The 20,202-nt window shown below is 69.4% G+C and carries 20 protein-coding genes and 2 tRNA genes; 6 read left to right on the top strand and 16 right to left on the bottom strand.

Annotated features, from left to right (window positions below):
• Nucleotides 1-5: 5 nt before the first annotated feature.
• A complete protein-coding gene (pknB, locus tag IR212_RS00110; RefSeq protein WP_194397037.1) occupies nucleotides 6-1,700 on the top strand; it encodes a Stk1 family PASTA domain-containing Ser/Thr kinase in 1,695 nt (564 codons plus the stop codon).
• Here the strand turns inward: pknB and IR212_RS00105 are convergent.
• The 3 genes from IR212_RS00105 to IR212_RS00095 are packed head-to-tail and all read right to left on the bottom strand — an operon-like array spanning nucleotide 1,672 to nucleotide 3,313.
• Nucleotides 1,672-2,340, bottom strand: a complete 669-nt coding sequence (locus IR212_RS00105; RefSeq protein WP_194397036.1) for an anthranilate synthase component II — start codon at nucleotides 2,338-2,340, stop codon at nucleotides 1,672-1,674. The genes pknB and IR212_RS00105 overlap by 29 nt on opposite strands.
• Complete coding sequence (locus tag IR212_RS00100; protein WP_194397035.1) at nucleotides 2,337-2,522, bottom strand: hypothetical protein; 186 nt, start codon at nucleotides 2,520-2,522, stop codon at nucleotides 2,337-2,339. Before IR212_RS00100 ends, IR212_RS00105 begins: the two co-directional genes overlap by 4 nt.
• Entirely contained in the window at nucleotides 2,522-3,313 is a 792-nt protein-coding gene (locus tag IR212_RS00095; RefSeq protein WP_228479399.1) for a class E sortase, read from the bottom strand. The genes IR212_RS00100 and IR212_RS00095 overlap by 1 nt, the downstream gene beginning before the upstream one ends.
• 54 nt (nucleotides 3,314-3,367) lie before the next feature.
• On the opposite strand from IR212_RS00095, the gene IR212_RS00090 reads away from it, so the two are divergent.
• Nucleotides 3,368-3,607: a cell division protein CrgA gene (locus tag IR212_RS00090; protein ID WP_194397034.1), complete on the top strand. Its 240-nt coding sequence runs from the start codon at nucleotides 3,368-3,370 to the stop codon at nucleotides 3,605-3,607.
• 166 nt (nucleotides 3,608-3,773) lie between these two features.
• Here the strand turns inward: IR212_RS00090 and IR212_RS00085 are convergent, their stop codons facing one another.
• Nucleotides 3,774-4,667 (bottom strand): rhomboid family intramembrane serine protease, encoded by an 894-nt coding sequence (locus IR212_RS00085; RefSeq protein WP_194397033.1) that lies wholly within the window; start codon nucleotides 4,665-4,667, stop codon nucleotides 3,774-3,776.
• A 9-nt stretch (nucleotides 4,668-4,676) separates the two neighbouring features.
• Entirely contained in the window at nucleotides 4,677-5,249 is a 573-nt protein-coding gene (locus IR212_RS00080; protein WP_194397032.1) for a peptidylprolyl isomerase, read from the bottom strand.
• Nucleotides 5,250-5,342: 93 nt separating this feature from the next.
• Here IR212_RS00080 and IR212_RS00075 point away from each other — a divergent pair, with 93 nt between their 5' ends.
• Together IR212_RS00075 and IR212_RS00070 are read left to right on the top strand one after the other, a co-directional pair.
• A complete protein-coding gene (locus tag IR212_RS00075; protein ID WP_194397031.1) occupies nucleotides 5,343-5,858 on the top strand; it encodes a DNA helicase in 516 nt (171 codons plus the stop codon).
• Nucleotides 5,851-6,348, top strand: a complete 498-nt coding sequence (locus IR212_RS00070) for an aminoacyl-tRNA deacylase (RefSeq protein WP_194397030.1) — start codon at nucleotides 5,851-5,853, stop codon at nucleotides 6,346-6,348. Before IR212_RS00075 ends, IR212_RS00070 begins: the two co-directional genes overlap by 8 nt.
• 34 nt (nucleotides 6,349-6,382) lie before the next feature.
• Here the strand turns inward: IR212_RS00070 and IR212_RS00065 are convergent, their stop codons facing one another.
• Both IR212_RS00065 and IR212_RS00060 read right to left on the bottom strand, forming a co-directional pair.
• A complete protein-coding gene (locus tag IR212_RS00065) occupies nucleotides 6,383-6,823 on the bottom strand; it encodes an NUDIX hydrolase (protein ID WP_194397029.1) in 441 nt (146 codons plus the stop codon).
• Nucleotides 6,824-6,849: 26 nt separating this feature from the next.
• Complete coding sequence (locus IR212_RS00060; RefSeq protein WP_194397028.1) at nucleotides 6,850-7,782, bottom strand: alpha/beta fold hydrolase; 933 nt, start codon at nucleotides 7,780-7,782, stop codon at nucleotides 6,850-6,852.
• A gap of 146 nt (nucleotides 7,783-7,928) precedes the next feature.
• Between IR212_RS00060 and IR212_RS00055 the strand changes: the two genes are divergently transcribed.
• Nucleotides 7,929-8,906, top strand: a complete 978-nt coding sequence (locus tag IR212_RS00055) for an alpha/beta fold hydrolase (RefSeq protein ID WP_194397027.1) — start codon at nucleotides 7,929-7,931, stop codon at nucleotides 8,904-8,906.
• Nucleotides 8,907-8,950: 44 nt separating this feature from the next.
• Here IR212_RS00055 and IR212_RS00050 read toward each other — a convergent pair.
• Nucleotides 8,951-9,023 (bottom strand) — tRNA-Ala (locus tag IR212_RS00050).
• Between the two features lie 12 nt (nucleotides 9,024-9,035).
• Nucleotides 9,036-9,109: transfer RNA gene (locus IR212_RS00045), tRNA-Ile, on the bottom strand.
• Between the two features lie 86 nt (nucleotides 9,110-9,195).
• Here IR212_RS00045 and IR212_RS00040 point away from each other — a divergent pair.
• Complete coding sequence (locus tag IR212_RS00040; RefSeq protein WP_194397026.1) at nucleotides 9,196-9,909, top strand: VIT1/CCC1 transporter family protein; 714 nt, start codon at nucleotides 9,196-9,198, stop codon at nucleotides 9,907-9,909.
• Between the two features lie 62 nt (nucleotides 9,910-9,971).
• Here the strand turns inward: IR212_RS00040 and IR212_RS00035 are convergent, their stop codons facing one another.
• The 7 genes from IR212_RS00035 to dnaA all read right to left on the bottom strand — a co-directional run bounded on the left by IR212_RS00035 (nucleotide 9,972) and on the right by dnaA (nucleotide 20,047).
• Complete coding sequence (locus tag IR212_RS00035; protein ID WP_194397025.1) at nucleotides 9,972-10,376, bottom strand: DUF3566 domain-containing protein; 405 nt, start codon at nucleotides 10,374-10,376, stop codon at nucleotides 9,972-9,974.
• Nucleotides 10,373-13,012 (bottom strand): DNA gyrase subunit A, encoded by a 2,640-nt coding sequence (gyrA, locus tag IR212_RS00030; protein WP_194397024.1) that lies wholly within the window; start codon nucleotides 13,010-13,012, stop codon nucleotides 10,373-10,375. Before gyrA ends, IR212_RS00035 begins: the two co-directional genes overlap by 4 nt.
• 49 nt (nucleotides 13,013-13,061) lie before the next feature.
• Complete coding sequence (gene gyrB / locus IR212_RS00025; RefSeq protein WP_194397023.1) at nucleotides 13,062-15,098, bottom strand: DNA topoisomerase (ATP-hydrolyzing) subunit B; 2,037 nt, start codon at nucleotides 15,096-15,098, stop codon at nucleotides 13,062-13,064.
• A gap of 121 nt (nucleotides 15,099-15,219) precedes the next feature.
• Nucleotides 15,220-15,738 (bottom strand): DciA family protein, encoded by a 519-nt coding sequence (locus IR212_RS00020; protein ID WP_194397022.1) that lies wholly within the window; start codon nucleotides 15,736-15,738, stop codon nucleotides 15,220-15,222.
• A complete protein-coding gene (recF, locus tag IR212_RS00015; RefSeq protein ID WP_194397021.1) occupies nucleotides 15,731-16,948 on the bottom strand; it encodes a DNA replication/repair protein RecF in 1,218 nt (405 codons plus the stop codon). Before recF ends, IR212_RS00020 begins: the two co-directional genes overlap by 8 nt.
• 28 nt (nucleotides 16,949-16,976) lie before the next feature.
• Nucleotides 16,977-18,131, bottom strand: coding sequence for a DNA polymerase III subunit beta (gene dnaN / locus IR212_RS00010; protein ID WP_194397020.1), 1,155 nt, complete (start codon nucleotides 18,129-18,131; stop codon nucleotides 16,977-16,979).
• Nucleotides 18,132-18,610: 479 nt separating this feature from the next.
• Nucleotides 18,611-20,047, bottom strand: coding sequence for a chromosomal replication initiator protein DnaA (gene dnaA / locus IR212_RS00005; RefSeq protein WP_194397019.1), 1,437 nt, complete (start codon nucleotides 20,045-20,047; stop codon nucleotides 18,611-18,613).
• Between the last annotated feature and the right edge of the window lie 155 nt (nucleotides 20,048-20,202).

Genomic DNA, 20,202 nt, shown 5'->3' with positions numbered 1-20,202 from the left:
GACCGTTGACAGCTGAGCCGCGCGTGCTTTCGGGGCGCTATCGCATCGATGAGCCGATCGGCCGGGGCGGAATGGCCAGCGTGTACCGGGGATACGACCTGACGCTGGGCCGAGAGGTCGCGATCAAGATCCTCGACCGCGAGCTGGCAGACGACAACGCGTTCCGCACACGGTTCCGTCTGGAGGCGCAGGCCGCTTCGCGCATGGCGCACCCGACCATCGTGCGCGTCTACGACGCGGGCGAGGACTCGCTCACCACCCCCGACGGCACGGTGCGGCCGGTGCCGTTCATCGTGATGGAGCTCGTCAAGGGCCGGCTGCTGAAGGACATCATCGCCGCGGGTCCGGTGCCGGTGGCCGATGCGGTGCGCTACGTCGACGGCATCCTCGAGGCGCTCGAGTACTCGCATCGCGCCGGCGTCATCCACCGCGACATCAAGCCGGGCAACGTCATGGTGACCGACGCCGGCCAGGTCAAGGTGATGGACTTCGGCATCGCGCGGGCCGTCTCCGACAGCTCGTCCACGGTCGCCGAGACGACCCAGATCCTCGGCACCGCCGCCTACTTCTCGCCGGAGCAGGCCAAGGGCGAGCCCGTCGACGGGCGCGCCGACGTGTATTCGACCGGTGTGGTGCTGTACGAGCTGCTCACCGGACGCCAGCCGTTCCGGGGAGAGTCGCCGGTCGCCGTCGCGTATCAGCACGTCAGCGAGGCGCCGGTGCCGCCGTCGGAGGTCAACGACACCGTCCCGCGCACCCTCGACACCGTGGCGCTGCGCGCCCTCGCGAAGGATCCCTTCCAGCGCTACCAGGACGCCGCCCGTTTTCGCGAGGCCCTGGACGCCACGGTCGACGGACGCGAGCCGTCGAAGCGGCAGGTCGGCGCGCTCACCAGCGAGCTCTACGGTCCCAATCCGCGTCAGGCCGCCGAGACCGCGCGATCGCTGCGCCAGCTCAGCACCGACACCACGATGAAGCGCACGCAGGCAGGCCCTCCGGTCGCGTGGATCTGGGCCGGCGTCGGGCTCTTGGCGGTGCTGCTCATCTCCCTGCTGTTCTGGGTGCTGTCCATCCAGCCGGGCGACGACCTGCCGGCGAACGTCCGCGTCGTGCCGAACGTCGAAGGGATGACCTACGACCGGGCGAACGAGGAGCTCGCCGACAGTGATCTGCTCGCCTTCCGCGTCGACGAGGAGAGCACGGAGGTCCCCGAGGGCAGCGTCATCCGCACCGATCCTGCCGCGGGCACCTCGGTGGAGCCGCAGCAGCAGGTGCGGGTCTACGTCTCGAGCGGTCAGGAGATGGCGACGGTGCCCACCCTGACGGGGCTGGGACAGGATGCCGCCATCGCGGCCATCACCGACGCCGGCCTGGTGCTCGGCACCATCACCACGCAGAACGACGCGGGTCTCGCCGCCGGCACGGTCATCTCGAGTGACCCGGCGGATGCCGCGAGCGTGCCGCAGGGCACCACCGTGAACCTGGTCGTCGCCTCGGGGCGGGTCGCGATCGACGACGTGCGCGGCTACACGCTCGACGCGGCGACGCGCGAGCTGGAGTCCGCCGGACTCACCGTGATCCCCGCTGAGGACCCGGGCTGCCCGGCCTCCGATCCGACGACGGTCCAGTCCCAGTCGCTGCCGCCGGGCGATGTGCCGGTGCGATCCGAGATCACGCTGACGTACTGCTCCGGCGCGTAGGCGATCGCCGGGGGCTGAGTGCCGCGCCTCGAGTAGCGGCATCCGGATATCCGACCGACGCGAGCCAGTTGCCCAGCAGCCGGTAGCCCCCGTCGGTGAGCACGCTCTCGGGGTGGAACTGCACGCCGACGATGGGGGCGCTGCGATGGGCGACTCCCATGATCACGCCGCTGTCGGTGCGGCTGGTCACCGCGAGCTCCGGGGGAATCGTCTCGGGCACGATGGCCAGCGAGTGGTATCTCGTCGCCACGAACGGGTCGGCGAGGCCGGTGTAGAGCTCCGAGCCGTCGTGATGCACCCGCGAGGTGATGCCGTGCATGAGCTCGGGCGCGTGGTCGACGCGAGCGCCGAAGGCCTCTCCGATGGCCTGGTGCCCGAGGCACACGCCGAGGAGCGGGATGCCGGACTCCGCCGCCGCGCGGACGACGTCGATCGACGCGCCGGCGTCTGCCGGCGCGCCGGGGCCCGGTGAGATCAGCACGCCGGGGCGCCCGGCGATGTCGCGCGCAGGATCGCTGAGGCGGTCGGCCTCGACCATCTCGGTCTCGGCGCCGAGCTCGTGCAGATATCCGATGAGGGTGTGGACGAAGCTGTCGTGGTTGTCGACGACGAGGATCGGCGCCGGCGGCCGCGCAGTCACGACAACGCCCGCCCGGCCACGGCAGGGAGGGCGACGGTGACCTCCTGCGGGTTGACGAACTCGCTCACCCACGGGAAGACGTGGAAGAGGAGTCCGTACAGCACCGCCGCGAGCAGCACCAGGAGGATGAGCACCCGCACCCACCAAGGACCGGGAAGCACATGCCACAGCGCGGCGTACATCAGGCCACCGCCTGCAGGGACGCGGGTTCGCCTTCGCCGCGCGGGGTGAACGAGTCGAACACCCCGTACGCGACGATGCGCTCGGTCATCGCGTACATGGGGCTGCAGCTGGTGAGCGTGATGTAGGCGGTGCCGGCCGGGACGTCGATCGCCTGCGGCACCGGGAGCAGCACCTCGACCTCGGTGGGCGTGACGTACTCGAGCGTGCGGAAGCGGTAGGTGAACCACCCCTCCGGCGTCTCGACGACGATCGCGTCACCGAGTCGCAGCTCGGCGATGCGGTGGAACGGCTTGCCCCAGGTGGTGCGGTGGGCGGCGAGGGCGAAGTTGCCCGGCTGCCCCGGCATCGGCGTGCCGGGATAGTGCCCGATGCCGATCGGGTCGAGCGTGCGCTCGCGGGTCACGCCGCCGGCCATCGGCACGGCGTAATCGGCGCCGAACCGGGGGATGCGCATGACCGCGAACACCTCGGCATCGGCGGGCTCCGCGAGCACCGGCGGCGTCGGGGGAGCGGGCTCATCCGGTTCGGCGGGGGTCTCCGCCGTCGGATCGGGCGTGGGCGCCGCGGCGCCGGACTCGCGCGCCCACTCCTGCGAGAGCGACGAGCCGGTGGCGTTGCGCTCCGCCCCGTAGATCAGATCCCCGACCCACAGCTGCCACACGACGTACAGCAGCACGATCAGACCAGCGGTGATGAGGACCTCGCCGATGACGCCGACGACCGACGGACGCCGGAAGGGACGCCCGCTCGCCCCGCCGGCGCGACCGGAGGCGGCCACCGCTTCATCCACAAGGGGATTCTCGCACGCGCGGGTCGGCGCCGGCTGACGGCTAGACTTCTCTCTATGGCACGACCCGGCAAAGACGACGACTCGCTCGTCGAGCGCGCAGAAGGCGAGGCCGCACCCAACCCGGTGTGGTTCAAGCCGATCATGATCGGACTGATGCTGATCGGTCTGGTGTGGATCCTCGTCTTCTACCTGAGCGGGATGGCCTACCCTATTCCCGGCATCGGCGCGTGGAACCTCGTGATCGGCTTCGGGATCGCCTTCATCGGCTTCCTGATGACGACGCGCTGGCGATAGCGAGTCACCGAAAGAGCCCCGGTCGGCGCCGACCGGGGCTTTTCCGTGCGCGGCGGCGGGAGGGCTCCGCCGGTTCTCAACAACCCCGTTAACAGGTGTGAATTACACGCGTGTGATTCTCCCCAGCTGTGGAGGAACCTGTGGATAACTCGCGTCGGCCGAGCGGCTAGAGGATGACGACGCCGGGAAAGAGGACCGGGACGAACAGCAGGGCGATGAGCCCGGCGCCCACCGTCGCCAGCAGCCCGATCTGCAGGCCGCGCTGTCTGACCGCGCGCGTGCGGGTGAAGATCAAGCCCACGAGCAGGCCCACCACGAGACCGCCGATGTGCGCCTGCCACGAGACGTTGAAACCGGGTATGAAGCCGATGACGAGGTTGACGCCCAGGATGATCGCGATCCCGCCGATGTTCGCGCCGATGTGACGGCCGATGACCAGCAAGGCTCCGAAGAGGCCGAAGATGGCTCCGGATGCCCCGACGACGGGTGTCGTGAACGACAGCAGCGTGACGGCGACCGAGCCGCCGAGCGCACTGAGGAGGTAGAGCGCGAGGAAGCGCCAGCGGCCCAGGAGCGGCTCGAGGCTGCGCCCGATCATCCACAGCGCCAGCATGTTGAGGCCGACGTGCCAGAAGCCGGAGTGCACCAGCGAGACGGTGACGAGGCGCCACGGCTGGAAGTCACCGTTGAACTGCGGATACAGCGCGGGCGCCCAGAACAGCAGCGCACCCTGCACCGCGTCGCCCACCCCGCCCGGGATGAGTGAGAGCAGGAACACGAAGGCGGTGAGGGCGATGATCGTGTAGGTCACGACCGGGCGTCCGGCGGACGCCGAGAGCGCCCGCGGGCGCGACCACCGACGCTCCGCCTTCCGCTGCGCAGGGGACTGCGCCTTCTGCTGATCGCGCAGGCACTCGGGGCAGATCACGCCGACGGCGGCGGGGGTCTGGCACTCGGGGCAGATCGTGCGCAGGCACCGCTGGCAGAGCACGAAGCTCTGTCGATCGGGATGCCGGTAGCAGAAGTTCTCGCGGTTGCGGCTGAGGTCGTCGGTGGTCACGCGCGGCGGTCAGACCGTGGCGATGTCGATCGACTCGATGACGACGGGCTCGACCGGACGATCGCCGGCAGCGGTCGGGACCTCGCTGATCGCGTCGACGACGGCCTTCGAGGCATCATCGGCCACCTCGCCGAAGATGGTGTGCTTGCCCTGCAGCCACTCGGGGCCGCGGCCGCCCTGGCCCGGGACGGTGATGAAGAACTGCGAGCCGTTGGTGCCCTCGGCCTGACCGGTGATTGCGTTGCGGCGCAGACCCGCGTTGGCCATGGCGAGCTTGTACGGCTCGGTGAAGGTGAGCTCGCCGTTGATCTCGTCGTTGAAGGTGTAGCCGGGGCCGCCCACGCCCTGACCCAGCGGGTCGCCGCCCTGGATCATGAAGCCCGAGATGATGCGGTGGAACACGACGTCCTTGTAGAGCGGGCCGTCACCCGGCTGCCCGGTCCCCGGGTGGGTCCACGCCTGCGAGCCGTCTGACAGGCCGATGAAGTTCTGCACCGTGCGCGGCGCGTGGTCGCCGAAGAGGTTGACGACGATGTCGCCGTGGTTGGTGTGGATCGTTGCGACTGCAGTGTGAAGCGGCATTCATACATTGTCTCAGAGTTCGCTGCAACCCCTGCCGTCCGGGCGCTCGTCTGGCAAGATGAAGAGGACCGACATCCCCCAAGGGAGGGCACCGTGAGCCTCAGCCGCAAGCGCAAGAAGGAACTCGTGAAGCTGCAGAAGCAGGCGAACAGCCTGTGGGAGTCGCAGCAGCTCCTGGTCGGAGAAGCGGCGTCGGTCGCCCGCGAGGCCGGCCGCCAGCTCGGCAACTATGGCCGCGAGCAGATCAGGCCGCAGGTCCAGGCGAACTACGACAAGTACGCCGCACCGTACGTCGACAAGGGCAAGAAGGTCGTCAACACCACGGTCATCCCCGCCGCGGGCGCCGTCATGGGCTCCGCGATGTCGGTGTGGGACGCCGCGAACGACACCCGTTCCCGCCTGGCAGGCGGCCGCGGGATCGACCTCAAGGCGGCATTCCGCAAGCCGGCTCCCGAGCCGGTGAAGACGGGCATGGGCGTGGGCGGCTGGATCGCGATCGTCCTCGGCGTCGCCGCGGCGGTGGGCGTTCTCTACGCGGCGTGGCAGACGCTGCGTGCCGACGACGAGCTGTGGGTCGCGGACGACCCGCTGCGCGCGCCGGATGCCTGATCCCGCCACCGGCGAGGGTCTGCACGGCATCGACCGCGTTCGCGCGGCGGCTGCCGCGCGCGGTCTGGACGTCGAGATCCGTGAACGGCCGGCGGCGAACAGTCTCGCGGAGGCGGCGGCGATCCTCGGCATCCCGCCCGCCGGGATCGTCAAGACGCTGGTGGTCAAGCGCAGCGACGACACCTACCTCTTCGCGCTCATCCCGGGCGATCGCGCGATCTCGTGGCCGAAGCTGCGGACGGTCGTCGGCGTGAACAAGCTCCAGCTGCCCGACCCGGCGCGCGCGCTGGCCGCCACCGGCTACGAGCGCGGCACCATCGTGCCCATCGGGAGCACGCACGAGTGGCCGATCTACGCCGACGGCGCGATCGTCGGCCGGCGCATCGCGATGGGAGCGGGCGCGCACGGCTACAGCATGTTCGTCGAGGCGGACGAGCTCATCGCCGCCTATGGCGCGACCGTCGCCGACATCTCGCAGCCGATCGACTGACCTCGTCGGCGCGTCGCGTGTCCCGTCTCCGCGATCAGCGCTGCCGGGGCAGTTCGATCCCGGCCATCTCGAGCGCGATGTCGACCAGCTTGACCCGGTGAAGCGCCCTGACGTCGGCGAGCGGGAACCACTCCGCCCGATCGGTGGAGCCGTCCTTCTCGTGGCGCAGGCGTCCGCCGGTGACGCGGGCGCGATAGATGACGCGGAGGGTGTGCAGCGGGGCGTCCGCGCCGGGTGACAGCCGGCGGCCCGGCGGGATGACGCGGGAGTGGATGCCGAGGAGCCGCTCGATCACGACGCGATACCCGGTCTCCTCCCGCACCTCGCGTCGCGCGGCCCGCTCGGGATCCTCGCCCGGCTCGAGACCGCCGCCGGGCATCGTCCACGCCGAGCGGCGCCCCTCGTTCCAGTGCGCGAGCAGAAGACGGTCCTCCTCATCCATGATGACCGCATAGGCAGCGACGCGCAGGTCCATGCTTCACCCTAAACCGGCGGAGAGCGTCATCCGGCGGGGCGCAGCATCCCCACGACACCCAGGATCGCGCGCGTCACGAGTTGCGGCTGCTCGGCGGGCAGGCCATGGCCGCTGCGGGTCTGGGTGAGGTGGTCGGCGCCGAGCTCTTCCGCCAGGAGGCGTTGCGCCTCGACCCACGCCGGCCAGGTGGAGGCTCCCGGGGTCACCTGCAGATCCCACGGCTGGTCCGACGACATCACGACGACCGGCGTCCCGCGGGGAAGGGCGGCGGTCGCGCCGAGCCCGTCGATGCTCGCCTCGTAGTCCGGCGCCTCGGCGACCCCGTCGCCGCTCGCGGCGATCGCCGCCATCCACGCGTCCCACTGCTCGGGTGTGAGTGTGCGCTGCAGGTGAGCGCTGGCGGAGTCCAGCAGCACCAGGCCGTCCACGTCGTCGCTGAAGGTGCGGGCGAACTGCTGGGCGATCAGGCCTCCCAGCGACAGTCCCACCACGACATAGGGTCCCTCTTCTCCGGCCGCGTGCAGGACGGCCTCCAAGTCGTCGGCACCCTGGGCCGCCGTCGTCGGCTGGGCGACGGCCGTCGACGGCGTGGGTGAGCCATCGTCGCGGATCGTTCCCGGGCGGTCGTAGGCGCACGCGCGGGTGTGTGCGGCGACCGCCTCGAACGTGGTCGGCGTCCCCGGCGCGACGCCGGGGAGCAGCGTCTGCCATTCGTCGGCGGCGCCGCGGGTGCCCGAGACGAACACCACCGTCGGCGACCCGCTGCCCCGGCATTCCATGAACACCTCGCGTCCGTCTCCGATGTCGAAGAGGCCGGCGATGGATGCGTCGCTGCGCGCACGGCTGGGTTCGGCGGACGGCGCGGCAGAGGCGCACCCGCCGAGCATGAAGGACAGCAGCGTGCCGATCGTGAGCAGGCGCACGCGGCCGGCACGGCCTCCTCCCCGCAGGTCGGCCATGGTGGCTGCACTCTACCGCGCACCGGATCGTCTGCGACAGATCGCGCGGCACGTGGCAGCCGGCCACCGGTCTGTACGACGGGATGCCGCCGCAGTACGATGCAGCCGGGTCTGCGGTGATCCCGTCTGGGGACGAGGAGGTCGTCATGGCGCGCCGCTTCATCATCGTGCTGCTGTGCGCGGCGGGGCTGACGCTCACGGCGTGCACCGCGGCGGAGACCGAGACCGAGGAGCCGGGCCGGGCGGAGACTTCGAGCGAGGACGTGGCCGGGCTCGTCGACATCGGGGACGGGCGGCGCATGTACATCGAGTGCGCGGGGGAGGGCGCCCCGACCGTCGTGCTCGTGTCGGGGCTGGATGCCGCGGGCGACCTCTGGAACAGCCCGCTGGGTCCCGAGCCCCGCGTCTTCCCCGAGGTGGCTCGCACCACGCGGGTGTGCGCCTACGACCGCCCGGGCACGACGCGCGCGATCGAAGGCGGCGGCGAGAGCAGGAGCGACCCCGTGACGCAGCCGACCACCACCGCCGAGGCGGTGGCGGATCTGCGCGCCCTGCTCGACGCAGCCGATGTCGCGGTGCCGGTCGTGCTCATCGGTCATTCGTATGGCGGGATCGTGAGCCGCCTGTTCGCGAGCACCCACCCCGGCGATGTCGCGGGCCTCGTGCTCGTCGACAGTCTGTCGTCCGAGCTGCGCGATCACCTGAGCGCCGAAGAGTGGGAGATCTGGAAGCAGGCCAACGCGCGCACCGCCGAGCAGATCGAGGACTACCCCGACCTCGAGCGCATGGACCCCGACGTCGCCCTCGATCAGGTGACCGCCGCCGACGCGATCCGGCAGCTTCCCCTCGTGGTCATCACCGCCGACGAAAAGAACGGTCCGAAGATGCGGGCGCAGGCGGACGCGGGAGGTCTGCCGCCCGGTGTCCCGGCGGACTTCGGCTTCGTCATCGACGCTGCCCACGAGCGGGCGCAGGCCGAGGTGGCCGACCTCGTCGATGGTGCGCAGCACATCATCGCTGAGAGCGGCCACAACGTCATGATCGACAACGCGCCCGTCGTCATCGACGCGATCCGCACCGTCGTCGATGCCGTGCGGGACGGCCGGGACGCGACCGCGGAGTGACCGGGCGAGACGACGAACGCCGGCCCCTCGGGACCGGCGTGACGTGGAGCCTAGGAGATTCGAACTCCTGACATCCTGCTTGCAAAGCAGGCGCTCTACCAACTGAGCTAAGGCCCCGGGGGCTGTGAGTGGGGCTACCAGGACTTGAACCTGGGACCTCTTCATTATCAGTGAAGCGCTCTAACCGCCTGAGCTATAGCCCCGTTGTCTGCGGCGCTCGCGCCCCGCAACCTCCAAGACTTTACCCGACGGATCTCGATTTCACGAATCGGACTGGTTGACTGGGCGCGTGAGCACAGAGGCGCACCCGCACGAGCCGCACCGCGCGGGAACCGGACAGCGGCTGAACTGGCTGCGCGCCGGCGTGCTGGGTGCCAACGACGGCATCGTCTCCGTCGCCGCGCTGGTGGTCGGCGTCGCCGGCGCCACCACCGACAGCGGGGCACTGTTCACGGCCGGCATCGCCGGGCTCGTCGGTGGCGCGATCTCGATGGCACTCGGCGAGTACGTGTCGGTCAGCAGCCAGCGGGACTCCGAGCGCGCTCTGATCGCCAAGGAACGCCGGGAACTGCGCGACATGCCGGAGGCGGAGCTCGAGGAGCTCACCGGACTGTACCGGGCGCGCGGCCTCTCGGACGAGACGGCCCGCCAGGTCGCCGTCGAGCTGACGGCGCACGACGCGCTGTCGGCGCACCTCGAGATCGAGCTGCACATCGATCAGGACGACCTCGTGAACCCCTGGCATGCCGCGCTCTCTTCCGCGATCGCGTTCACGCTCGGCGCCCTGCTGCCGCTGCTGGCGATCCTGCTGCCGCCGCCCGACTGGCGTGTGCCGGTGACATTCGCCGCCGTCCTTATCGCCCTCGCCGCCACCGGCACGCTGTCCGCGGTCCTCGGCGGCGCGCCCCGCCTGCGTGCGGCGACGCGGCTGGTGGTCGGCGGCGCGCTCGCCCTCTTGGCGACCTGGCTCATCGGCACTCTGCTCGGCACGACCGTCGTCTGACGGGAATGCGAAAGCGCCGGCATCCGGGGTCGATTCCGGATGCCGGCGCTCAGCGCTGGGCGTCAGTTGGAGGTGAAGCCGACCAGCAGACCGCCGGTCACCTTGACCGCGAGGTTGTAGATCCCGGCGATGACGGCGCCCAGCACCGTCACGACGACGAGATTGAGGATGGCCACGACGGCCGAGAACGCCAGCACCTGCGGGAAGCTCACGAACTGGGACAGCAGGATGCTGCCGTCGGAGAAGCTCGAGAAGAACTCGTCCGCTCGCGCGATGAGGCCGGTGGTCTGCACCACCAGGAACACCATCACGAACGCCACGACGGTGACGACGGCGATCGCGATGGCGGCGAGGAAGGACAGCTTCACGGCAGACCAGAAGTCGATGTACACCAGACGCAGGCGCACCTGCTTGGCGTTCGTCTTGTGGCTGGATTTCTTGGCGAGCTTGTCGGCTACCGTGCTCATGAGTCAGTGCTCTCTTCGGGGGTCTCGGGCGAGGCATCCGTCCCGCTGGGGACGTCGGGTGACGGGGCCTCTTCGGCGCCGTCGGCGGCTGCGTCGTCTGGTTCTTCGGCCAGGCCCCGCTCGCCGTTGCGTGCGATCGCGAGGATGCGATCGGCTTCGTCGGAACGGGCGAACACGACTCCCATCGTGTCTCGACCCTTGGCGGGGACCTCGGCCACGGCAGAGCGTACCACCTTGCCGCTGGCAAGGACCACCAAGACCTCGTCGTCCTCCGACACGATCAGACCACCGGCGAGACCGCCCCGATCCAGGCTGAGCTTGGCCACCTTGATGCCCAGCCCGCCCCGGTTCTGCACGCGGTACTGGTCGACGGACGTGCGCTTGGCGTACCCGCCCTCGGTCACCACGAAGACGTATCCCTGGTCGGTGGCGACCGACGCCGAGAGCAGGCTGTCGCCCGGACGGAAGTCCATGCCCTTCACGCCGGAGGTCGACCGGCCCATGGGGCGGAGGGCCGAATCGGTCGCCGAGAACCGCAGCGACATCCCCTGCCGGCTGATGAGGAGGATGTCATCGCCCTCATCGACGAGCAGGGCGCTGACGACCTCGTCGTCGGGACCGCTGTCGGCCTCGTCGGCCTCGTCCGGCACCTGGCCGCGGAGCTTGATGGCGATGATGCCGCCCTGGCGGTTGGTGTCGTACTCGCTGAGTCGGGTCTTCTTCACCAGGCCGTTGCGGGTCGCGAGCACGAGATAGGTCGCGACGGAGTAGTCGCGGATGTCGAGGATCTGGGCGATCTCCTCGTCCGGCTGCAGGGCCAGGAGGTTGGCGACGTGCTGGCCCTTGGCGTCGCGGCCGGCTTCGGGCACCTCGTAGGCCTTCGACCGGTACACGCGGCCCTTGTTCGTGAAGAACAGCAGCCAGTGGTGGGTGGTCGTGACGAAGAAGTGCTCGACGACGTCGTCGGCACGCAGCTGCGCGCCCTTGACGCCCTTGCCGCCGCGATGCTGGGAGCGGTAGTTGTCGATGCGCGTGCGCTTGATGTAGCCGTCGCGCGTGACGGTGACCACCATCTCCTCTTCCGGGATGAGGTCCTCCACCGACATGTCGCCGTCGTAGCCCGGCAGGATGTGGGTGCGCCGCTCGTCGCCGAACTTCTCGACGATGGCGGTGAGCTCGTCGCGGACGATGTCGCGCTGACGCTGCGGGGTGGCGAGGATGTCCTGATAGTCGGCGATCTGGCGCTCGAGCTCGGCGGCCTCGTCGACGATCTTCTGACGCTCGAGAGCCGCCAGGCGCCGCAGCTGCATCTGCAGGATCGCGTCGGCCTGGATCTCGTCGATGTCGAGGAGCTTCTGCAGGCCCTCGTTCGCCTCCTGGACGGTGGGGGACCGGCGGATGAGCGCGATGACCTCGTCGAGGGCGTCGAGCGCCTTGAGGTAGCCGCGCAGGATGTGCATGCGCTCTTCCGCTTTGCGCAGGCGGAAGGCGGTGCGACGCACGATGACGTCGATCTGGTGATCGACCCACAGCGAGATGAAGCCGTCGAGGGGCAGCGTGCGCGGCACTCCGTCGACGATCGCCAGCATGTTCGCGCCGAAGTTCTCCTGCAGCTGCGTGTGCTTGTACAGGTTGTTCAGCACGACCTTGGCGACGGCATCCCGCTTCAGCACCACCACGAGGCGCTGGCCGGTGCGGTCCGAGGTCTCGTCGCGGATGTCGGCGATGCCGGTGATCTTGCCGTCACGGGCGAGGTCGCCGATCTTGACCGCCAGGTTGTCGGGGTTGACCTGATACGGCAGCTCGGTGATGACCAGGCACGTGCGGCCCTGGATCTCCTCGATCGCGACGACCGCCCGCATCGTGATCGACCCGCGACCCGTGCGGTAGGCCTCCCGGATCCCCTTGGTGCCGAGGATCTGGGCACCGGTCGGGAAGTCCGGGCCGGGGATGCGCTCCAGGAGCGCCTCCAGCAGCTCCTCGCGCGGGGCATCCGGATGCTCCAGCGCCCACAGCGCGCCGGCGGCGACCTCGCGGAGGTTGTGCGGGGGGATGTTGGTCGCCATGCCGACCGCGATGCCGACCGATCCGTTGACGAGCAGGTTCGGGAAGCGCGCCGGCAGCACCGACGGCTCCTGCGTCTGACCGTCGTAGTTGTCGTGGAAGTCGACGGTCTCCTCTTCGATGTCGCGCACCATCTCGAGCGCGAGCTGGGCCATCTTCGTCTCGGTGTACCGCGGCGCCGCCGCGCCCATGTTGCCGGGCGACCCGAAGTTGCCCTGGCCCTGCGCGAGCGGGTAGCGCAGCGACCACGGCTGCACCAGACGCACGAGGGCGTCGTAGATCGCGGTGTCGCCATGCGGGTGGTACTGGCCCATCACCTCGCCAACGACGCGGGCGCACTTGGAGAACGACTTGTCGGGGCGGAACCCGCCGTCGTACATGCCGTAGATGACGCGGCGGTGCACCGGCTTCAGTCCGTCGCGGACATCCGGGAGCGCCCGGCCGATGATGACGGCCATCGCGTAGTCGAGGTAGCTGCGCTGCATCTCCAGCTGCAGGTCGACCTGGTCGATGCGGCCGTGGTCGTGCTCGGGCTCGCCGGTCGCAGAGCCTGCCGAAGTGTCGTCTGCCATGTCTGTCTTTCGTGTTCTGTCTGAACGGATGCCGGCGCCGAGGCGCGGCTCAGATGTCGAGGAAGCGGACGTCCTTGGCGTTGCGCTGGATGAACGTGCGACGGGACTCGACGTCCTCGCCCATCAGCACCGAGAAGATCTCGTCGGCCGCGGCCGCGTCGTCGATGGTGACCTGCCGGAGGGTGCGGGTGCGGTGGTCCATCGTGGTCTCCCACAGCTCTTTGGCGTTCATCTCGCCCAGACCCTTGTAGCGCTGGATGCCGGAGTCCTTGGGGATCCGCTTGCCGTTGGCGAGTCCGTCGGCCAGCAGCGCATCGCGCTCCTTGTCGGAGTAGACGTACTCGTGCGGCGCGTTCGTCCACTTCAGGCGGTACAGCGGCGGCATCGCGAGGTACACGAAGCCCGCCTCGATCAGTCCGCGCATGTACCGGAACAGCATGGTGAGCAGCAGTGTGGTGATGTGCTGGCCGTCGACGTCGGCATCCGCCATCAGCACGATCTTGTGATACCGCGCCTTGTCGATGTCGAAGTCCTCGCCGATGCCGGTGCCGAAGGCCTGGATCATCGCCTGGACCTCTTTGTTGGAGAGGGCCTTGTCGAGGCGGGCGCGCTCGACGTTGAGGATCTTGCCGCGCAGAGCCAGGATCGCCTGGGTGTGCGGGTCGCGGCCCGACACCGCCGAGCCGCCGGCCGAGTCGCCCTCGACGAGGAAGATCTCGCTGATCGACGGGTCCTTGCTGGTGCAGTCCTTGAGCTTGTCGGGCATCGCGGCCGACTCGAAGACGCTCTTGCGGCGCGCCGTCTCGCGCGCCTTGCGGGCGGCGAGCCGCGCGGACGCGGCGTCGATCGCCTTGCGGATGACGTTCTTGGCCTGCGTGGGGTTGCGGTCGAACCAGTCGCCGAGTTTGTCGCCGACGACCTTCTGGACGAACGCCTTCGCCTCGGTGTTGCCGAGCTTCGTCTTGGTCTGCCCCTCGAACTGCGGCTCGGAGAGCTTGACCGAGATGACGGCGGTCAGTCCCTCACGGATGTCTTCGCCGGTGAGGTTGTCGTCCTTCTCCTTGAGCATGTTCTGCGCACGCGCGTAGCGGTTGACCAGGGTGGTCAGCGCCGCACGGAAACCCTCTTCGTGGGTGCCGCCCTCGTGCGTGTTGATGGTGTTGGCGAAGGTGAAGACGTTCTCGGTGTAGCTCGTCGTCCATTGCATGGCGAGCTCGATGGAGATGTGGCGCACGGTGTCTTCGGACTCGACCTCGATGATCTCGTCGTTGACCACATCGGCGTGACGCACCTTGTTGAGGTGCTCGACGTAGTCGACCAGGCCGCGCTCGTAGAGGAAGTCGTCGTGGCGGGGCTGCGGCTCGCTGACGCCGTCGGCCGGGTCGTCGTCCGGGACGAGCGCATGCGGCCGCTCGTCGCGCAGGCTGATGCGCAGGCCCTTGTTGAGGAAGGCCATCTGCTGGAAGCGCGTGCGCAGCGTGTCGTAGTCGAAGTCGACGGTGTCGAAGATCTCGGGGTCGGGCCAGAACGTGATGGTGGTGCCGGTCTCGTCGCTCGTCTCACCCTTGGCGAGAGGGGCCAGCGGCTGGCCGCCGCCACGATACGACTGACGCCACACATGGCCCTGGCGCTTCACCTCGACTTCGAGACGCGTCGACAGCGCATTGACGACGGACGAGCCGACGCCGTGGAGGCCGCCCGACACCGCGTACCCGCCGCCGCCGAACTTGCCCCCCGCGTGCAGCACCGTGAGCACCACCTCGACGGTCGACTTGCCCTCGGTGCGATGCATGTCGACCGGGATGCCGCGCCCGTTGTCGACGACGCGGACGGCGCCGTCCTCGAGGATCGTGACGCTGATCGTGTCGCAGTACCCGGCGAGGGCCTCGTCGACCGAGTTGTCGACGATCTCGTACACGAGGTGGTGGAGACCCCGTTCGCCGGTGGACCCGATGTACATCCCGGGGCGCTTGCGGACGGCTTCGAGGCCCTCCAGCACCTGGATGGCATCTGCCCCGTATTCGCTGGGAGCCCGGTCGGGCGTTTCGGGTTCCTCGGAAACGTTGTCGGGGTTGTCAGACGTCATCTTCGCGATGGCTCCAAATCCTTCGGAGTGGACCCCGTCAGTCTATCGGGTCACAGCTGCTTCCCCGCGCTCTGCGCCCGTGTGAGCGCCTGAAATCCTCGAAGAGGTCTCCTGACGTGGGTCAGCCGTAGGTATCGCGCGGACCGCGCCCTGGAATCGTTCTGGGACCCCATTTCCAGGAGGGGACGTCCGGCCCGATGAAGCGGACCGCCGTCACGCCGGCCTCAGGGAAGCGCCGGACGATCTCCGAGAGGATGTGCGCACGCATCAGCTGGAGCTGCTTGGCCCAGGCCGTCGAGTCGGCTCGGACGGTGAGCGTCCCCTCCGAGAAGGCGACCGGGCGGGTGTGCCGGGCGGTGTCGGCGCCGGCCACCTGGTCCCACGCGCGCACGACGTCCTCACGGGCGAGCTGAGCGTCCCACCCCGCCTCTCGCGTGAGGTCGGAGAGCACGTCGCCGACCCCGCGCGGATCGCGGCCGGGGGCGAACGGCAGGTTCTCGTCCTCCTCGGTGCGGCGGCGGCGCTTGCGGTAGGAGCGCGCCGAGGGTTCGAGCCCGCGCAGGCGCAGATAGGTCGCGATCGTCTCGGGGACGGCTGCGCGATCGCCGGGAGTGGCGGGCTCCGTCGACGGGTCAGGCATCGGCCTCCTCCTCGTCGACGCGGCCCACGATGCGACCCGCATCCACCCGCACCATGCGGGCACGCAGGTTCTCGGGCACATCGCCTTCGACGGCCGCGGTGACGACCACCTGCTCGTAGCCGGCGGCCAGGCCCGCGAGCCGCGCGCGGCGGTCGGCGTCGAGCTCGGCGAACACGTCGTCGAGGATGAGCACCGGGTCGCCGAGCCGCGAGTCGGCCCGGAGGAGCTCGGCCGAGGCCAGGCGCAGCGAGAGCGCCACCGACCACGATTCGCCGTGCGACGCGTAGCCCTTCACCGGAAGCCCGCGGATCCGCAGCAGCAGGTCGTCGCGGTGGGGCCCGACGAGGGTGAGTCCGCGCTCGAGCTCGGACGCGCGCCTGACCGCGAGTGCCTGGCGGAAGAGCTCGGCGATGCGGGTGGTCGAGGCATCCGGAACCGGTCCGGCTCCCGGCCCGCCCGGCCCGCCGGTCGTCGTCGAAGCGGCGCCGTCGGCGTCCTCACCCGTCTCGGCGCCGGCGACCGACAGCGCCCACTCGATCTCGTGGTTGTGGTCGGCCCCCGCGATGGCGGTGTAGGCGGCAGCGAGTGGTGTCGCCAGGTCGGCGGCCAGCGCCAGCCGGGCGGCGATCAGCTGGGTGCCGAGCGAGACGAGCTTGTCGTCCCACACATCGAGGGTGGAGAGGGCGTCGCCGCGGATCCCCCGCGCCCTCGCCGACTTCAGCAGCGCGTTGCGCTGCTTGAGCACGCGGTCGTAGTCCGAGATCACGCCGGCCATGCGCGGCGCGCGCTGCACCAGCAGCTGATCGGCGAACCTGCGGCGGGCCGACGGGTCGCCGCGGACGATCTGCAGATCCTCGGGCGCGAACAGCACCACCTGCGCGTACCTCGGCAGGTCGGCGGGCTTCACCGGCGACCCGTTGACCCGCGCCTTGTTCGACCCCTGCCGATTGACCTGCACCTCCAGCTGCACCCGGCGCTCGCCGTGGGCGAGCCGGGCGCGGATGATCGCAGCGTCCGCGCCGTCGCGCACCATGGGCGCGTCGTGGGAGACGCGATGCGAGCCCAGCGTCGCGAGGAAGCCGATCGCCTCGGCGAGATTGGTCTTGCCTTGGCCGTTGCGGCCGACGAAGACGTTGGGACCGGGGCCGAGCTCGACGTCGGCGGCCGCATAGTTGCGGAAGTCGACCAGACTCAGGTGCTCCACGATCACCGGACAAGCCTAATGATCGCAGCCGACGTCACCTGAGGAGGAGGTTGGGCTGCAGCAGGTAGCGGAACGAGTCCGAACCGGCGCGGTCCACCGACGTCTGCGGGGTGATCAGCACGGGGCTGAGCTTGTTCGCGTTCTCGCTCGAGGTGAAGGTGATCCGCACGAACTCGCTCTTGACGGCACCGAGCGACTCGAGCAGGTACTGCGGGTTGAGACCCAGCGTGACCTCGTCGCCGCCCTGCAGCGTGGCATCCACCGACTCCGTCGCGCGCGCCTGCTCGGTGCCCGAGGCATCCATCGACACGCTGTCGGACGTGAAAGTGAACCGCAGCGGGGCGGAGCGGTCCAGCACCAGCGACACGCGGCGCACCGCCTCGGCGAGCTCCGCCGTGTTGACCACCGCGTGGTGCTCGGTCTGCTCGGGGAACAGCCGCCGAACGGGCGGGAAGTTGCCCTTGATCAGCAGCGACGTCACGGTCTTGTTGCCGGCGGTGAAGGCGATGATCTCGCGGTCGCCCGACCCCGAGAACGCGATGGAGATGTCGCCGCCGTGCGCGAAGGTCTTCCCGACCTCGGTGAGCGTGCGCGCGGGCACGAGCGCCGTCGTCGCCTCGTCGCCCGCGGCCGACCCGCCGTCCCACGGGATCTCGCGCAGCGCCACGCGGTAGCGGTCGGTGGCCACGAGGCTGAGGCGGGTGCCCGAGACCTCGAGCTGCACGCCGGTCAGCACCGGCGTCACGTCGTCGCGCGACGCGGCGAACGCGACCTGCGAGATGGCGGTGGCGAAGTCCTCCGACGGCACGAGACCCGAATCGCCCGAGACCTCGGGGATCGCGGGATACTCCTGCACCGGCATGGACGCCAGTGTGAACCGGGCCGAGCCGCACGTCAGCAGGATGCCGCCGTCCTGGTCGACCTCGATCTGGATGGGCGCGTTGGGAAGACGGCTGGCGATGTCGGACAGCAGCCGGCCGTGCACCAGGATCGTCCCCGGCTCATCGACGGTCGCCTCGATCGTGGTGCGGGCCGAGGCCTCGTAGTCGAACGCCGCGAGCGAGAGCCCCTCGTCGGATGCCTCGATCAGCACGCCGGCGAGGATCGGCTGGGGGTTCCGCTGCGGCAGGAGCTTGACGACGAACGATACGGCTTCGCTGAACACATCGCGATTGACGTGGAACTTCACGAACGCTCCCTCTGCGGCGGACCCGCAGGCTGCGGGCTCGGGGTTCTCATGCTAGTGCCAGCCTCGCCGATTGCCAGTCCGGTTCTTCGGTCTGCCTCCGTCCACCGCGAAGGTCATCGGATCGGATTCATCAGAGAGATTTCTTGTCATGGTGTTAACGGCTGTGGAAACTGTGGACAACGTCCGCGTCCGCAGTCGGCACACCGAAACCACACGCGTGTGAGTTGTGGAACGGCTGCGGAGGAGCCTCGGGAGGACGGATGCCCCGGCCCGACGCATCCGCCATCCATCCACAGGCATCCCACCCGTGTGCACAGGGATTTCCGCAGGGTCCGAGAGTTATCCACAAGTTTTCCACACTGTGCAGAACCGGATGATGGCGCCCCTGCGGCCTCGATGTCAAGAACTTCTTCGGGCATATGCGCAAGCGGGCCCCCGCGCTCGCGCATGGGGGCCCGCTTGGCTGTCTCGACGAGCCGTCAGCGGCCGTTCCGGCCCAGCTGGGCGGTGATCTCGGTGACCTGGTTGTAGATGGAGCGGCGCTCCTTCATCAGCTCGCTGATCTTCTTGTACGCGTACATGACCGTGGTGTGATCGCGGTTGCCGAAGAGCTGCCCGATCTTGGGCAGCGACAGGCTGGTGCGCTCACGACACAGATACATCGCGATCTGACGCGCGGTGGCCACGGACTGCGACCGGCTCGACCCGTACAGGTCATCCACCGTCAGCTTGAAGTAGGCCGCTGTCGCCGTGATGATGTCGGTCGGTGAGACGACGTTGGCGTCGTCCTGGTCGACGATGTCGCGCAGCACGGTCTGGGCCAGCGACATGTCGAGGGTTGAGCGGTTGAGGCTCGCGAACGCCGACACGCGGATGAGGGCGCCCTCGAGCTCACGGATGTTGCTGGAGACGACCGTGGCGATGTACTCCAGCACCTCGTCGGGAATGTGCAGGCGCTCGGACTGCGCCTTCTTGCGGAGGATCGCGATGCGCGTCTCGAGGTCCGGCGCCTGGACGTCGGTGATGAGACCCCACTCGAACCGGCTGCGCATGCGGTCCTCGAAGCCGGTGAGGTGCTTCGGCGGCACGTCGCTCGTGATCACGACCTGCTTGTCGTGGTCGTGCAGCTGGTTGAACGTGTGGAAGAAGGCCTCCTGCGTCTCGGCGCGGCCCTGGAGGAACTGGATGTCGTCGATCAGCAGGATGTCGACGTCGCGATACCGCGCTTGGAATGCCGAGCCGCGGTTGTTGGCGATCGAGTTGATGAAGTCGTTCGTGAACTCCTCGCTGGACACGTACCGCACACGGATGCCGGCGTACAGGCTCAGCGCGTAGTCGCCGATCGCATGCAGGAGGTGGGTCTTGCCGAGCCCCGAGTCGCCGTAGATGAACAGCGGGTTGTACGCCTTGGCGGGCGCTTCGGCCACGGCGACCGCTGCGGCATGCGCGAAGCGGTTGGACTGCCCGATGACGAAGTTGTCGAACGTGTACTTCGGGTTGAGCCGGGTGTCGCTGCGGGAGACGGATGCCACGTCCGCAGGCTCCTCGAGCGGCGGGCGCCCGACCGGGGACGAGGACGGCGGCGCAGCGGCGGCGGTCTGCGGCAGCGAGATGGGAGCGGTAAGGTGCGCGTCGGCCAGCTCGGGATTGACGACGACGCGGAAGTTCGAGGCGGGATCCTGGACGTCCTCGGCCACCCGGGTCAGCGCCTCGAGGATGGGCGCGCGCATGCGCTTGGTGAACTGCGCCGCGGTGAGGTCGTTGGGCACGTCGAGATAGAGCGTTCCGCCCATCACGCCCTGCGGGACGGCCAGGCTGATGAAGCCGTGCAGCTGCGGGGTGATGCGATCGTCTCGCACGAGTTCGTCGAGGACGGCGGTCCAGACGGGAACATCTGGAACTTCGTGCGATGACATGGGCCCCCCGGGTTGTTGACGATTCCACCCGATGCCGCGGAAAACGTCGGTCCGAGCCTGTGGATAACTGCCGGAGCCACGCTAGTCAGCGGGCGGCGCGTGAGCAAACTCCACTGTAGATCGGGCCTGCGTGTCGGTGCCAGGGTTCGACGCCG

It is taken from the genome of Microbacterium atlanticum (genome assembly GCF_015277815.1).
GTDB classification, from domain to species: domain Bacteria; phylum Actinomycetota; class Actinomycetes; order Actinomycetales; family Microbacteriaceae; genus Microbacterium; species Microbacterium atlanticum.
This window is presented reverse-complemented; position numbering and strand designations above follow the sequence as displayed.